The organism is Corallococcus terminator (genome assembly GCF_049194865.1).
Lineage (GTDB): Bacteria > Myxococcota > Myxococcia > Myxococcales > Myxococcaceae > Myxococcus > Myxococcus terminator_A.
Window position 1 is genome coordinate 263203 of record NZ_JBLZWL010000123.1, and the last position, 14856, is coordinate 278058.

General features: G+C 69.1%; 9 protein-coding genes. 1 reads left to right on the forward strand and 8 read right to left on the reverse strand.

What is annotated here, in order from left to right; all coding sequences use genetic code 11:
• Nucleotides 1–2 precede the first annotated feature (2 nt).
• The 3 genes from ACN469_RS37115 to ACN469_RS37125 form a co-directional block, all read right to left on the reverse strand.
• Nucleotides 3–2144, reverse strand: a complete 2142-nt coding sequence (locus tag ACN469_RS37115; RefSeq protein ID WP_498776026.1) for a catalase — start codon at nucleotides 2142–2144, stop codon at nucleotides 3–5.
• A gap of 254 nt (nucleotides 2145–2398) precedes the next feature.
• Entirely contained in the window at nucleotides 2399–3076 is a 678-nt protein-coding gene (locus ACN469_RS37120) for an SRPBCC family protein (RefSeq protein ID WP_498776027.1), read from the reverse strand.
• 208 nt (nucleotides 3077–3284) lie between these two features.
• Nucleotides 3285–6659: a DUF4082 domain-containing protein gene (locus tag ACN469_RS37125; protein WP_498776029.1), complete on the reverse strand. Its 3375-nt coding sequence runs from the start codon at nucleotides 6657–6659 to the stop codon at nucleotides 3285–3287.
• Nucleotides 6660–7506: 847 nt separating this feature from the next.
• On the opposite strand from ACN469_RS37125, the gene ACN469_RS37130 reads away from it, so the two are divergent.
• The gene (locus ACN469_RS37130) at nucleotides 7507–8958 is read left to right on the forward strand and encodes a TcdA/TcdB catalytic glycosyltransferase domain-containing protein (RefSeq protein ID WP_498776030.1); all 1452 of its coding nucleotides are present in this window, start codon (nucleotides 7507–7509) and stop codon (nucleotides 8956–8958) included.
• 211 nt (nucleotides 8959–9169) lie between these two features.
• On the opposite strand, the gene ACN469_RS37135 is transcribed toward ACN469_RS37130, so the two are convergent.
• From ACN469_RS37135 to ACN469_RS37155, 5 genes are all read right to left on the reverse strand, one after another.
• Complete coding sequence (locus tag ACN469_RS37135; protein ID WP_498776032.1) at nucleotides 9170–9991, reverse strand: carbonic anhydrase; 822 nt, start codon at nucleotides 9989–9991, stop codon at nucleotides 9170–9172.
• A 329-nt stretch (nucleotides 9992–10320) separates the two neighbouring features.
• The gene (locus ACN469_RS37140; RefSeq protein WP_498776033.1) at nucleotides 10321–10611 is read right to left on the reverse strand and encodes a hypothetical protein; all 291 of its coding nucleotides are present in this window, start codon (nucleotides 10609–10611) and stop codon (nucleotides 10321–10323) included.
• A 4-nt stretch (nucleotides 10612–10615) separates the two neighbouring features.
• Nucleotides 10616–12142, reverse strand: a complete 1527-nt coding sequence (locus tag ACN469_RS37145; protein WP_498776035.1) for a DUF4331 domain-containing protein — start codon at nucleotides 12140–12142, stop codon at nucleotides 10616–10618.
• A 105-nt stretch (nucleotides 12143–12247) separates the two neighbouring features.
• On the reverse strand, nucleotides 12248–13372 hold the full coding sequence (locus tag ACN469_RS37150) for a HupE/UreJ family protein (protein ID WP_498776036.1): 1125 nt from the start codon (nucleotides 13370–13372) through the stop codon (nucleotides 12248–12250).
• Nucleotides 13369–14538, reverse strand: coding sequence for a tetratricopeptide repeat protein (locus ACN469_RS37155; protein WP_498776037.1), 1170 nt, complete (start codon nucleotides 14536–14538; stop codon nucleotides 13369–13371). The genes ACN469_RS37150 and ACN469_RS37155 overlap by 4 nt, the downstream gene beginning before the upstream one ends.
• Nucleotides 14539–14856: the final 318 nt, after the last annotated feature.

A 14856-nucleotide genomic window follows, 5' to 3' on the forward strand; every position in this document is an offset into this window, starting at 1 on the left:
AGCTACGCCGGGGGCGGCGCCTCGCGCACCCAGTGGCGGTGCGCGGCGATGGCCTTGGCGAACATCTGCCCGAAGCCTCGCGTCTCGTTCTTGGCGCTGCGCACGACGCCCATCGCGTCATCCAACCCCTTGGCCATGGGCTGCGACAGGCCCGCCGCGTCCAGCAGGGTGGTGGCCGGGCCGGACAGCGCCAGCGCCTTGCAGTGGACGTAGGCCTCCCGCACGAAGTCCACCGCGAGGGGCAGCTTCTTCAGCGTGGCCACGCTCTTGTCCCCGCCGGGGACGTAGACGGCGTCGAAGAGCACGGACGACGTGTTCTGGAACGTCTTCACCGGCGTCACCTTCTCGCCTTCGGCGCTGGAGACCGGGGCGAGCGTGGGGCCCACGATTTCCAGCTGGGCCCCCAGCCCCTCCAGCGTCTTGCGCACCTGGGACAGCTCCCGGCCCGCGAAGCCGTCCGCGACGAGCACCGCCACCTTGCGCGTCTTGATGGAGTCGTGCGGCGTGTTCTCCATGCTGAGCGACGGGGACACCTTCGTCAGCTTGGGCGCGGGCTTGCCCGCCACCAGGTCCGAGGCCTTGGGCGGCTTCGGGGGAGCGACACCCACCGCGCGCGCCACCCGCTCCGCCATCTGCCGGTCGATGTTCACCAGCACCTGGTTCACCACGCGCTCGCGAATCTCCACGCGCTCCACCTTGCTCACCTCGAACTCGAGCGCCGAGATGAGGTGCTCGCGCTCCGGCTTCGACAGGCTGTTGAGGAAGAGCGTGGCCTGGCTGAAGTGGTCCCCGAAGCTTCCGCTGCGCGCGCGAATCTTGTGCCCCTCCACGCGCTCCTGCCGGTGGACGAAGGCCGACTTGGGGTTGGCCAGCATCGGACAGCCGCCGCCAATGGAGTTGGGGTGGTAGTTGGCCCGGTTGGTGTTGATGGTCTGCCGGCCGAAGCCATCCTGCTGGTGGTTGTTCACCGGGGAGACGGGCTTGTTGATGGGCAGCTCCGCGAAGTTGGGCCCGCCCAGGCGCGTGAGCTGCGTGTCCAGGTAGGAGAAGAGTCGCGCCTGGAGCAACGGGTCGTTGGTGAAGTCGATGCCCGGGACGACATTGGACACGCAGAAGGCCACCTGCTCGGTCTCCGCGAAGAAGTTGTCCGGGTTGCGGTCCAGCACCAGCTTGCCGACCTTCAGCACCGGCACCTGCTCCTCGGGCAAGAGCTTCGTCGCGTCCAGCAAGTCAAACCCATACTTCAGCTCGTCGCCCTCGGGCACCAGCTGGAGGCCCAGCTCGTACTCGGGGAAGTTCCCCTGCTCAATCGCATCCCACAAGTCGCGGCGGTGGAAGTCCGGGTCCTTGCCTGACACCTTCTGCGCCTCGTCCCAGACGAGCGAGTGCGTGCCCAGCACCGGCTTCCAGTGGAACTTCACCAGCGTGGCCTTGCCCTTGGCGTTGACCAGCCGGAAGGTGTGGACGCCAAAGCCTTCCATGTGCCGGAAGCTGCGCGGAATGGCCCGGTCCGACATGAGCCACATCACCATGTGCGCCGTCTCCGGCACCAGCGAGACGAAGTCCCACAGCGAGTCGTGCGCGGAGGACGCCTGCGGAATCTCGTTGTGGGGCTCCGGCTTCACCGCGTGGACGAAGTCGGGGAACTTGATGCCGTCCTGGATGAAGAAGACGGGCATGTTGTTGCCCACCAGGTCGTAGTTGCCCTCGGGCGTGTAGAACTTGGTGGCGAAGCCGCGCACGTCGCGCACGGTGTCCGCGGAGCCGCGTGAGCCTCCCACGGTGGAGAAGCGCACGAAGACGGGCGTGCGCAGGCTGGGGTCGGTGAGGAAGCGCGCCTGGGTGAAGCGCTCCAGTGACTCGTAGACCTGGAAGTAGCCATGGGCGCCCGCGCCGCGCGCATGGACGGCGCGCTCGGGGATGCGCTCATGGTCGAAGCGCGTCATCTTTTCCCGGAGGTGGAAGTCCTCCAGCAGCGTGGGCCCACGCAGGCCCGCCTTCAGCGAGTTGTCCGTCTCGGAGATGGGGATGCCCTGGTCCGTCGTCAGCACCGTGTCTTCCTGGCGTGCGCGGTAGGCCTCCAACTGCTCGTTCTTGCTGGGCGGTGGCGGGGTCGGCTTGGACGGAGTCTTTCGCGGCGGCATGAGCGCTCCCAGGGGGAAGGAAATGCGCCGGGACATGGCGCGCTCGCGGTCTACGCCCGCCGTCGTGTGCCAGGGAAAGAGAGGCTCCGCGGAAGGTCGCGAGCGTTCACCACCTGCCACGTCGGGTCCTCCGAGGTGTCAGCGGTCGACACTGCATGCGGCGGACACGAAGACGCCCCCACGCGCGGGCCGGGTGGACCGCGACGCGGAGGCGTCGAGAGGACTGCCCGAGGGCAGTCAGGCTGGGGCGGCGACTACGGCGTGGGCTGCGCCGCCATGGCCGGCTGGATGCCAGCGGCGGCTTCGGCGGCGGCGGCGGCCTCGGCGGCGGCCTTCTCCGCCTCCGCCTTCGCGACGGCGGCCACGCGCGCGGCCTCGGCCTCGGCTTCGGCGCGCTTCTTCGCCTCCGCCTCCACCACCGTCTTCATGCTGGCGAGGCCCGCCTCGAAGTCCTTGCCCACCATCGCGTCCATGTCCATGACCAGGCACATCGCCTTGGAGATGAAGTTGTGGGTGCCGCTCATGGCCCAGACGACCTCGGTGCCACCCTGCACGGGCTTGAAGTCGAAGGTGGTGGTGTTGGTGGCGGCGAAGGGCTTGATGAACTCCAGCTTGATGCGGACGTGCTCGGAGGGCTTGCTCTCCTCGAGCGTCATCCGGCCCTCGCCCGCCTGGTCGTTACCCGCCCACGCGTAGACGGCGCCGGTGCCGGACTCCGCCCCCGAGTACGTCGCCTTCATGTTCGGGTCCAGCTTCGCCCACGGAGACCACGCGGCCCACGCGTGAAAGTCATTCACCTGCGCGAAGGCGATGTCCGCGGCCGCCGGCAGCGTCGCCGTGCGCTTCACGGTGAACTCCGAGGGGCGCGTGGCGATGATGCCCACCAGGAGGAGCAGCAGGGCGGCGAGGCCGACGAGAATCTTCTTGAGCATGGGGTGTGGAGTCCTTGTTCGGGGGGCCGCGAGCGAGGGGCCCACCCGGTGGCGCGTCATACGGGCTGCGGGCCGTCCGACGCAAGGCACCCCACGTCAGGGTCAAAACCTCCCAGGTTTCATCGGAGCTGAAAGCAAACGGGGCCCGACGCGGATGCAATGCGTCGAGCCCCGGGGAGTGTGTCCGCGCCTTGGGGGCGCGGGTGCCTCAGTTGTAGGTGGCGGTGTAGGTGCCGGCCAGGGCGCCGTCGATGAAGGCGAAGTCCACGCCCTTGATGGTGCGTGCCACCGTCGTCACGGCGGAGCCCGCGCGGGTGACGGACAGCAGCGTGCGGCCCGTCGTGGTGCGCCGGGGCACCATGAGGGACAGGTTGCGCGCGGGGCTCGTCAGGTTGAAGGTGAGCACGGTGCCGCTGAAGGCCACGGTGGACACCTGGGTGGCCTCGCGGGCGTCGAGCCACTCCAGGAGCTGCTTCGCGGTGATGACCGACACGCCGTCACGCTTGGCGGACGCGACGATGGCGGCCGAGCCGGTGGAGCCCGCCGACGGCTGCGAGTCGACGTGCATGTTGGCGTTGAACGCGCCGTAGTAGCCCTTGGTGCCCAGCGCGTTGGCGAGCAGCGTGTCGATGTGCAGCGGATAGGACTGGCCGGACTCGTCCGTCATCTGCGTGGCGAGCTGGTAGACGTCCAGCGGCGTGCCGTCCACGTCCGCGAAGCGCATGGCCAGGCCGGAGCCGGTGAACATGCCCGGGCGGTCCTGCACCCAGTAGTCGGGCCAGTAGTAGTAGTTGGTGTCCATGCGGATGCCGTGCAGGCGCGACACCTTGGGCTGGGTGGCCCAGTCGCTGAACGCGATGCAGTGCGTGCGATTGGTGACGGGCGCGGGGACGGCGGGGAAGGCGGTCGTGAAGCTGGCGAGCTGCGGGGTGAAGAAGTTCGGATCCAACGTGTTGGCCGTGTAGTCCGCGCAGCCGGTGTTGATGTGCAGCGCGTACTCGAAGCCCTGCGCCACGTAGCTGTTGGCCTGGGTGGTGCTCAGGCCGCCCACGTAGTCGTAGACGGTGCCTCGGATGCACGCCCAGTCGGCCACGTTGCACCCGGTGGTGCTGTCCGCGAGGTGCTGGTTCCAGCGCTGGGTGGTGGCGCCGCCCGGGTGTCCGTCGGCCGTCATCACCACGACGGCCTTCTTGGAGCTGGGGAAGTACCAGAGGCGCGGCAGCGGCGTGGTGCTCGTCTGGTGCAGCACGTTGGCGAGCAGGCGCTGCTGCTCGTCCGCCTGGGGAATCTGGACCTTGGCCAGGTTCACCCAGTCCGGCTGCGGGTCGAAGGACGCGTTGCCATAGAACATGTCGCTGGCGCGCGCGCCCGGGCCAATGGAGGAGCCGTCCCGGTTCTGTCCCTGCCAGGCCGGGTTGCCCTGCCGCGTGTAGATGACGGACTTCGCCAGGTCATACATGAAGGCGGTGGCGGTGCCGGTGCCCACGGTGCGCTGGCTGACGGCGGTGAACGTCGTCGCGTTGGTGGCGTCCGAGTAGAGCGTGGCGACGGTGCGCGTGCCGGCGACGACGGTGCGCTTGTCCGCGAGGCCGTGGTACTGCATCGTCTCCGCGGTGATGCCCGTGCCCGGGGCCTGGGTGGCGTCGACCAGGATGTAGCCATTGGCCTGCGTACCCTGAGAGGCATTGAGGCCGAGCAGGGACTGGAGGTTCGCCGCGGGCCGCAGGGCGATGAGGCTGCCGCCAGCGGTGACCCAGTTGGTGATGAGCGTCACCTGGGCCGCGCTCAGCGTCTGCTCGCCGAGCACCAGCACCTTGTAGTCATTGAGGGTGACGGAGACGCCCAGGTTGCCGGCGTCGGTGGTGGCGAAGGCGGCGATGCCCTCGGCCTCCAGGATTTCGCGCAGGTAGTCGGTGAAGGGGTTGCCGGGGGCGGTGGCCACCAGCACGGGGCCCGCGCCCTGGACACCCGGACGCGGCGGCGGCCCGTAGGTCTCGAAGACGACGTCCACCCAGTAGTTGGAGTTCTGGTAGCTGCCGTTGGGGAACGTGGACGTGGAGCCATAGACGAAGACGCCGTTGCCGCCCGGGGTGGTGGCGCCGGGCAGGGCGTGCAGCGGAGGGACATCCACGCCGGTGGCCAGGCCGTTGTTGTCGAACGAGTAGCCGCCGAGCGGCGCGAAGTACGACGCCACGTAGGTGGTGCCGGCGGTGATGGCGACGGGGGTGGTGAACGTCACCTCCTGCCAGCCGACGGCCGTCTCACCGGTGAAGGTGGCGGAGGCCAGGGGCGCGCCGGCGGCGCTCCACAAGTTGCCCACGTGGGTGCCGCTGTTGCCGCTGCCCTTGTAGAAGCGCACGCCCTTGATGAGGCCGTCCACGTCCGCGCGGAACTTCACGCCCACTTCGATGGCGGCGGTGTCATTGGCGGTGGCGGTGCCGGGGGCGGCGGTGGGGGCGAAGAGGCGGAAGGTGTTGCCCGGGGGCTGCGTGGGCGGCTGGGCGCCGGTGGCCTGGAAGACGACGTCCACCCAGTAGTTGGAGTTGCCGAAGCTGTTGATGGGGAAGGAGCCCGCGGCGCCGTAGGTGAAGACGCCGTTGCCGCCGCTGGTGCTGCCAGGCAGCGCGAAGAGGGGCGCGTTGTCCTCGCCGCTGGCGAGGCCGCCGTTGTCGAAGGCGTAGGCGCCGACGGGGGCGTGGTACGAGGCGACATAGACGGTGTTGGCGGCGATGGCGACGGGGGTGGAGAACGTCACCTGCTGCCAGCCGGTGGCCGTCTCGGAGGTGAAGGTCGCGAACGCGAGGCGCTGTCCGTTGGCGCTCCAGAGGCTGCCCACGTGGGTGCCGGTGTTGGCGGCGCCCTTGTAGAAGCGAACACCCAGCACGTTGCCGCTCACGTTCGTCAGGAACTTCACGCCCAGCTCCACGGGGATGGCGTCATTGGTGACGGAGGCGACGGCGGGCGTGGCGGAGGAGGGCCACAGGGTGACGGGGGCGGCGGGGCGGAAGACGACGTCCACCCAGTAGTTGGAGTTGCCGAAGCTGGTCGACGGGAAGGTGCCAGCGGCGCCGTAGCCGAAGACGCCGTTGCCGCCGCTGGTGCCGCCCGCGAGCGCATGCAGGGGAGGGGAGTCCACGGCGGAGGCCAGGCCCGCGCTGGTGAAGCCGTAGGCGCCGCCGGGCGCGTGGTACGAGGCGACGTACGTGGTGCCGGCGCTGATGCGCACGGGCGTGGAGAACGTCACCTGCTGCCAGCCGGAGGCCGTCTCACCGGTGAAGGTGGCGAAGGCGAGGCGCACGCCCGCGGCGCTCCAGAGGCTGCCCACGTGGGTGCCGGTGTTGGCGGTGCCCTTGTAGAAGCGGATGCCGAGGATGTCTCCCTCGACGTCGGACTGGAACTTCACGCCGAGCTCCACGGCGGAGAAGTCGTTGGTGACGGAGGGGACCGCCGGGGTGGAGGCGGGGGCGAACAGCGTGTACGTCGGCTGGGCGCGCGCGGCGGTGGGGAGTACGAGCAGGACGGCCGCGAGCAGGGCCAGCGCATGGACGCGTGACGTGCTCGAGACCTGGTGGGGTCGCGACATCGAGGGTGTCATTCAGACTTCTCCTGGGGGGGCACGATGAGACAGGGGGGCCTCGGAAACCGAGGCATCTTGCTGTCTGTCTCTGACACCGACAATGCCGTGAGTCGAGGTCTCACAGGGTGTTGCCGTCTTGCTCGATTTTTCTGTGTGCACGCCGCCGCGTGCGTTCCCTGGAGACGCCGCCTCGTCCCCCGAGGACGCACGTGCCCCGCGCGCCGTCGTCAGGGCGGCTCGGCTTCCCTCTGGCGCGCTGTCATGGCGTCGGGCTTGCAGTCGCCTGAGCGTGGACGGCCACGCGAAGCGCTCTCGTGTCGCTTCCCGCAGGGTGTCCGACCTTGAGCGACCCGCCAGGACCGCCATGAGTGGTTACCACTGTCGCAGATGTGGCCTGAACAACGGCAGGGGCAACCCCATCGACCACTGTCCCATGTGTCGGGAGGCGATGTCGGCGTACTGCTCGGGCTGCGAGAGCAGCAGTACCGCGAGCAGCATCAACACGAAGTGTTGGTGCGGAGGGACGTTCGTCGAGGATCCTGATTACAGGACCCGCATCGAGGCCGAGGCGGAGCGCCTCTTCGGGGACGGACACCCACCTCCCCCCAGGCGTGACAGCCCGCCTCCTCTCAGGCTGCCTGTTCCCTTCGCCTCGCCGAGACCTCCGAGTCCGCCACCCGCCCCGCCGAAGCCTCCGGGTCCGTCACCCGCCCCGCGGAGGAGGCCCGGGCTGCGCCCCATTCCCAAGATCATCCACGGGACCTGGGCGGGTGGAGGGCCTATCGCGACGACGAAGACCCTCCAGGGAATCACCAGCTGGCTGGAGGCGACCCGGCACACGCCGGACTATCAGGTGTGGATCTGGTGGGACGACGCGCACGTCTACAACATGCACTTGCGCAAGGTCCTGAAGAAGTACCCCCTGGCGCGCGCGCACTACGAACTCAGCGCCGCTCAAGACCCCCTGCACGTGCGCGGGACGGTCCGCCATGGGCGTGACCTGCACAACCTGCGATTCCTCTCGAAAGGAATGTCCCCGGGCGAGAAGCAAGCCCTCGCCATGGACCTCATCAACGAAGCGGCCGATGACCTGGCGCCCCTGCGTGCGCTGGAGCGCGCGCACCCCGAGCGCTTCAGACTCTGCAACCTGCGCTCCCACGAGTTCCTGACGGGCATGCACTTCCTCAACATGGATGCCTACGACCAGGAGCTGACCCTGCGCGGAATGTTCGCGGCCTCGGCGTCCGACATCCTCCGCTACGAGGTGCTCTACAATTACGGAGGGGTCTACATGGACGTGGACATCGACATGCTCTCCACGCTCGGAACCCTCGCGGTCGATGAGTCGGGCGCCCTGGTGGGAATCACCCCGGACCGCAAGGGCCTGGCGTCCGAGGCCGACTGGCCCGACCGCGAGTTGATCGCCACGACCAAGGCCTACGCCGGCAAGAGCCTCTATCTCAGCAACTGCATCGTGGCGGCGGCTCCCCGCAGTCCGCTCATTGATGCCATGCGCCAGACCATTCGTCTGGCCTACCGACTCATCGGGTGGAGGGCCCCCCGGGAGACGTTCGAGCTCGATCCCCACCATCAGCTCGAGGGCTATTGGAAGAACAACACCACCCGCTCCACCCTCGATTTGACCGGGCCCAACATGGTGCGCGACCTGCTCTGGATGTGCTCCAGGAACGTCCCTTGGGGAGAGATGCCGGGTGCTTGCATCTCCCGGCTCTGCGCCACCCTGGTGCCAGCCAAGGCACCGACGAAAGCGGCGCCGTCGTCATCGTCATCGTCATCGTCTTCGTCTTCGTCTTCGTCTTCGTCTTCGTCATCGTCATCGTCATCGTCATCGTCATCGTCTTCGGGTGCTCCCGTCCGCGTATCCCCGCCCTTTGATCGTGTCGCCGCCGTCTGGCGGGACGATGTGCCCGAACACGTCCCGTTCTGGCGGTGGGTCGCGGTGAATGCGTCCTTCCCCATGCACCATGTCAGATGCGATACGGCCGCCGCGGACGTGAGTGATTGCGATGCGGCGAATCTCCAGGTGGTGTCCGCGAAGGCACCCAAGGCCCCGGAGAGGGAGCCCTTCCACTTCGCGCACTTCCCGGGCATCCCCAGGGGTGGCGTCCTCAAAGGCATCCTGAATGAGCTCCACACGAATCACAAAGTGGAGACGCCGTTGCCCGACGACCTGAAGGTGGGCGACAAACTCCTCTGGGGCGCCGTTCGCTGGGAGGTCGCCGAGGTGGGCAAGCAGAAGGGCCTCATCTCCGGCCGGAAGCCCATCACGCTGATACGCCTCTGACCCGGTTCCAAGGGGGCCTGGAGGGAAGCGGGCACCTGACGTGTCATCCAGCGCGTGTGGCCGCTGCTCGAGCTTCCCCCCGTCCAGGTGAAGGGGAAGCAGGAGCCGCTGACGCTGTATCGCGTGGACTGGCGCGCGATACAGCGCTGACTCCTCTCCAGGGCTGTCAGGTCTGGGAAGGTGTGGCGGCCCCGAGGCCGCGTCCGCGAGGCTAGTGGGCGGACTGCGCGCCCACCGTGCGGCCGTTCAGCGGCTGCACCGGACGGTTGTTCGGGTTGATGTGCGGAATGCGCTCGAACGCGGCGATCTGCGCGTCGGACATCTGGATGGGGTTCTTCATCACGAACCACTGGAGCCCCTCGCTGCAGGGGGGCGTGGTGAGCGAGCCCGCGTACTGGAAGAAGGCGCGGTTGAAGGGCAAGAGCGCGCTGGCGTTGATGAGCGCGCCGGCCGGGGCGCTCTCCTCGCCCTCGTGGCGGGGCAAGTGGCGGAAGGCGGTGAACAGCGACGCGTTCAGCAAGCCCTCCTCGATGAGGACGCCCACGACGGCCTTGGGCGTGCCATTGGCGTCGGTGTGCACCAGGTGCACCTCGAGCGGATAGCTCACGCCGTCCTTGGTGTGCTCGCTGGGGGTGTGGAAGTGGAACTGCGCGAGCTTGTACTCGTTGGAGCCGAGGGTGATGGTGCTGCCCGCGTCATAGTTGAACACCACGGTGTGGCCGTTGTTGACCATGCGCACCCGGCTGGTGCCGTAGTGGAAGCTGGGCGCGGCCACGTTCGTGTGCGCGGAGCCCGACGTGGACAGCGCCACGGGGGATTGCTGCACGCCCGTCGAGCACTGCGACGCGCCGGCGACCTCGTCCCAGTGCTCGGGGCTCAGCGTCTGCGCATAGCCCCAGTGGGCCTCTTCGCTGCTCGTGGCGGCGGAGGGCTCTCGCTGTGTGTCATTGGCGAGGGCAGCCGAGCCGAGGCACACGGAGGAGAGCAACGCGCCCTGGAGAGCGCGCATGGAGAGGGTTCTGATGGGGGACATGGATGCGAATTCCTTGTTGCATGCAGGCCTCCGACACCCGTGGGGCATGTATGGCTCACGCCAGACACGTCCCCTGCACGGGGTGTGCTTCGTCGGGTATCGTGCCGTTGCCGGCACCTGCGTCTCGGGTTGGGTCCTGTAGTTAACCCGTCGGGAATTCTCCGGAATGTTTTGAAATAATGCGTAATGAAACGGAGATGTGACGCCGCGTCGCGCAATAACTCTCTGTTTCTTGTTGTGCGGGGTGTGAGACGGAAATGAGAAAGGGCCACGGACACATGGGTGTCCGTGGCCCCGGGTACTTCATGTCGGGTGAGGCGTGGGTGGGCTCAGGGCTGGAAGAACGCCGGGGCGAACGCGTCCGCGGGCGCGCTGTCCACGAAGTTCTTGTCGTCGAGCGTCACCGGCGTCGTGGTGTCGGCGGTCTGGTTGATGACCAGGTCCCTGACGAAGGCGGTGAACTCCACGCCCGCGTCGGTCCCCGCGTCCGTTCCGGCGTCCGTGTTCGTTCCCGCGTCCGGGTTGGGCGGGAAGGGCGGCTGGTCGTCGTTGGTGCAGCCCGTGTAGGCGAGGACAGTCCCAAGGACGGCGACACAGGCCACTGCTCGGAGCGTGCTCATGGGCTCACGTCCCGTCGCCGTTGGCACCCGCCTGAGGCGTGGTGAGGTAGGGGAAGACGGCGTCGAACTGCGAGGCATCCTGGAGCACCGCGTCGTGGAACGGGAGGCTGCGCGAGGGGGCCTGCGTGTCGTTCGCGAGCAGGTATCCCATGGCCACGCGCAGCGCCACGTCCACCACGTCGTCGCCGGGCCGGCGACCGTTGGGGAAGCCCGCCGGGTCACACCCCGGGTTGTTCAGGGTGAGCTGGCCGTTGACGAAGCACGCGGCGGCGCCCAGGTTGTTCTGCCCGGCCTTCGCCGTGGCGGGCAGCGCGGTGTTGAGGCGCTGCATCTCCGCGGTGGAGCCGTTCGCATTCACGTTGGGCACGCCGGTGAGGAAGGCGGCCACCAGGTCCGCGCGCGGGAAGACGGTGGGCGCCCTCACGCCATCCTCCTTGAAGAGCTGCTCCAGGATGGCGGGCAGCGTGGGATGGGTGACGTAGTCGGCGAACTGGGCGTCGTCCTTCGGCTGGCTGGCGTTGAAGCGGTCCTTGTCCTTGATGCCGATGACGACCTCATTGACCAGCGGCATGCCCAGGCGGCTCACCTGCGTCCATGCGCCCCCCTCGCGCGAGGGCGCCGTGTACGTGGCGGTGGGGTTGATGGCGCGCGCCTGACGGACGCTGGCGGAGGTCCACGCGCCGAGGACGTCCTGGGTGCCCGCCTTGAGGCAGGAGATGGGGACCTCGAGCGCCAAGGTGGTGATGTTCTTCTTCGCCAGCGGATTGGGGACGGCGGCGCGCGCGTTCGGGTCGATGATGACCGAGGCCGGCGCGTTCACCAGGTCGAACACGGGGCCCAGGTTCACCGCGAAGGGCTCACGGCGCTGGCCCACGAACAGCTTCGCGGTGCCGGTGCAGCCGGGGATGTTGACGTTGTGGATGTGCTGGCGGGCGTAGGTCTCGTACGTGATGGCGTTGCCCAGCGACTTGGTGCCCACGTAGTCCGCCGGCTTGGCGAAGACGGTGGCGCCACCCGCGGTGTTCGTCACGTCCTGCCCGGCCGCCGCGCGGCGGGGGCCCCGGACGAGCTTGACGGTGTAGTTCTCCTGGACGTTCTGCGCGCTCCTGTCCGCCGAGGTGATGGGCCCCAGGTTGGTGAAGGGCACCGACACGCTCTTGGTGTTGCCGGCCGGGCCCACGTTCAGGGTGAGGCCGTTGGCGCCGTTCAGGTTGTTGGTGAAGCGGAACTGGAAGGTGAGGTCCTCGATGGCATCCCCGGTGTTGTCGACGTGGATTTCGTAGAGGGCCTCCGGGTCCAACGAGAAGTAGTTGGGGCCGCCGTACGCATCCTGGAGGGGCAGGTAGTTGGCGATGAGGGTGACGAAGTCTCCGCGGTCCGGCTCGTAGCTGCGGAACAGGTAGAAGTCGGTGGCGTCGACCTTGGGCATCCGGGTGATGAAGGGGGCCTCACGGTGGCTGGAGGCCTGGGCGGTGGGTACAAGTAGCGCCGCCGCGAGCGCCAGCGCGCTCCCGAGTTGTCGTCTTGGCATGCGTGTCTCCACACTACGTTGGGGGGCAAGGCCCACCGGCGGGCTCAGACGGCGCCGCGCATCCGGTGGTGCAGGTATTACGGCGGTGCGAGGCCATTGGATGGGTCAGAGCGGCAGGACGCTCAGCTCCAGGGCCCGCTCCGCGAGCCATACACAGGCGATGAGCCCGATGGCCGCCGAGCCGCCGACGAGAATCGCGCGCCGATACACCGTCGCTCCGCGCAGCATGAAGGCGACGGGCAGGAAGACGGCGACACACGCGAGCTGCCCCAGCTCCACGCCCACGTTGAAGCCCAGCAGCGTCGTGGCGAGGCCCTCGGCGGGGAGGCCCAGGTCGGCGAGCACCGACGCGAAGCCGAAGCCATGCAGCAGGCCCAGCGCGAAGGCGACGGCCCAGCGGGTGCCTCGGAGATAGGGAAAGACGTTGTTGGCCGCCGCCAGGATGACGCTCACCGCGATGGCGGACTCGACGAGCCGGGAGGGCAGCGCCACCAGCCCGAGCGCGGCGATGCTCAGCGTGAGCGAGTGGGCCACGGTGAAGGCCGAGACGACCTTCACCACGTCTCGCAGCGCGGGGCCGAACTGGTCCACGGGCTCCCAGCCGCCCTCGGGTGAGCGCCTCAGGACGGAGGGCAAGAGCAGCGCCAGCAGGAACAGCAGGTGGTCCAGGCCCGCCCAGATGTGCTCGATTCCAGAGCGCACCATGCCGCCGAAGTGGCTCCAGGCGGACAGGTTCGCGAGGGGCACGTCCACGGTGTGGTGGGACGCGGAGAGCACGAGGGTGCCCTGTCCCTGTCCGCCGGCCACCTGGATGATGCCTCGGTGCTGCGGGTCGCGGTCGAACAGCAGGGTGTAATCCAGCGTCAGCGCGGAGGGCTGGGTAGGGCAGGCCGCCTGGAAGTCGAGCACCGCATAGGCCCCGTCGGAGTGCCGCACCACGCGAAGCTCGCCTTCGGCGGTGGTGGGGCAGGGGGCTCCGGCCGTACCCACGGACAGCCGCGAGAGGACGTGACGGGTGATGTCCTGCTGTCGGGCGCGCACCTCGCCCCAGGCCAGGGCGCCGTCTCCATTGGAGTCGAGCCCGAGCACCGCGTCGAGGTCCCTGAGCGCCACGTCCCAGCGGCCGGTGAAGCCGTGTGGGGCGCGTTCGAGGCGCAGGTAGCTGTCGCTCGGCTTGTGGGCCAGGGCCAGGGAGGGGAGCAGCGCGAGCAGGGCGAGGATGCGCTTCATGGCGCGGCCTTCTTCAGGCGCGTGGCCAGGGCCAGCAGTCCCGGGTCCTCGCAGGCGATGGCTTCGAGATAGGCGAGGGCGGGCTTCGCGGCGTCGGGTGTTCCGGCGGCGAGCGCGGACTCCAGCAGGATGCGCACGTCCCAGGGCTCGCGCTGCGCCTCCCAGTTGGCCTGGGCGAGCGACAGGGCCTTGTTCGCGTCCTTCTCCACGTGCAGCGCGAACCGGGCCTCTTCCCTCCCGTGCAGTGTGTCTCCCCGCAGTCTGCTGGCCGCGTAGCGCGAGGCCAGCTCGGTGGTGAGCGCCGCGGCCTCCGCCGAGCCCAGCGCCGTCTCGGCGAGCACGCGGCGCAGCAAGTGGCCGTCATCCGTGGAGTGGTCCTTCATCAGCCGCGAGGCCTCGGCCGGCCGGTTCAAATCCAACAGCAGGTCCGCGAGCGCCCCGCGGGTGTAGGCATCATCCGGGTCGGCCGCGAGCGCCTGTTCATAGAGCAGCTCCGCGCGTCGCGTGTCTCCCGAGCGAGCCGCGGCCTCCCCCAGGGTGGACAGCGCCCACGCCTGCTCTTCGGGGCTGCCCAGGGCCCCGCGGCGAGACAGGGCTTCGGAGAGCCGCGCATAGGCGCGCCCCGAGTGTCCCGCGACGCTGTCCACCTGCGCGCGGCACACGGTGGCGGTGAGCGCTCCGGCGAGGGTGTCCAGCGGCGCGCAGCTCTTCTCCGCCTCGGCGTGCTGGCCCCGGACGCTCAGCACCACGGCGCGCGTCAGCCAGGCCTGGGCGTCCCTCGGGTCCTCGCGCACGGCGACGTCCAGGTCCGCGAGGGCCGCGTCGAACTCATGGCGGCTCTGGCGCAGGGTGGCGCGCAGCAAGCGGACCTCGTGTGGCGGCTGGGGCTCGTCCCACCAGGGCGCGAGCGCGGCCTGGGCCCACCCGAGGTGCCGTGGGTCTCCCCGGGCGCGTCCCTCCTTCAGCTCCAGACGGGCCAGTCGCACCGCCAGCTCCAACTGGCGAGGCCGGGCGTCCAGCTCCTGGCGCAGGGCCGCGCGCTCGCGGGCCCGGGCGTCGGTGGCCCGGGCGGGCACCTGCTCCAGGACCTCCGTGTCACTGTGGGGCGTGAAGGGCGTGGACGCGGTGTCAGGTCCCCGGCTGCAACCACAGGCCAATGCGAGCACGACACCAAGGACGCCGTGATGGGGCCGCGTGACGGAGCGCATTGCCCCTCACTACGGCCCTGTGTCGTCCCTGGATTTCACCCCGATTATCAGGAGTGCGCGCCGGAGGGCCCCCCACGTCGCCCGGCTCGGGTGACCGGGGACGCCGCGTCGCTCCGTATTCCTCGCGTGCCTGTCTCGGCTCCCCGCGAGGGGGCCGGGTCCCCTGTTCTGGCGCCTTGTGTCATAAACGACGGCGCCCCTGCCTCTTGGAGCTGTGTTCTTGAGACTCTCCTCCCTCCTCGCCAAAGACGGCCTCCAGCGATTGCCCGCCCGTGT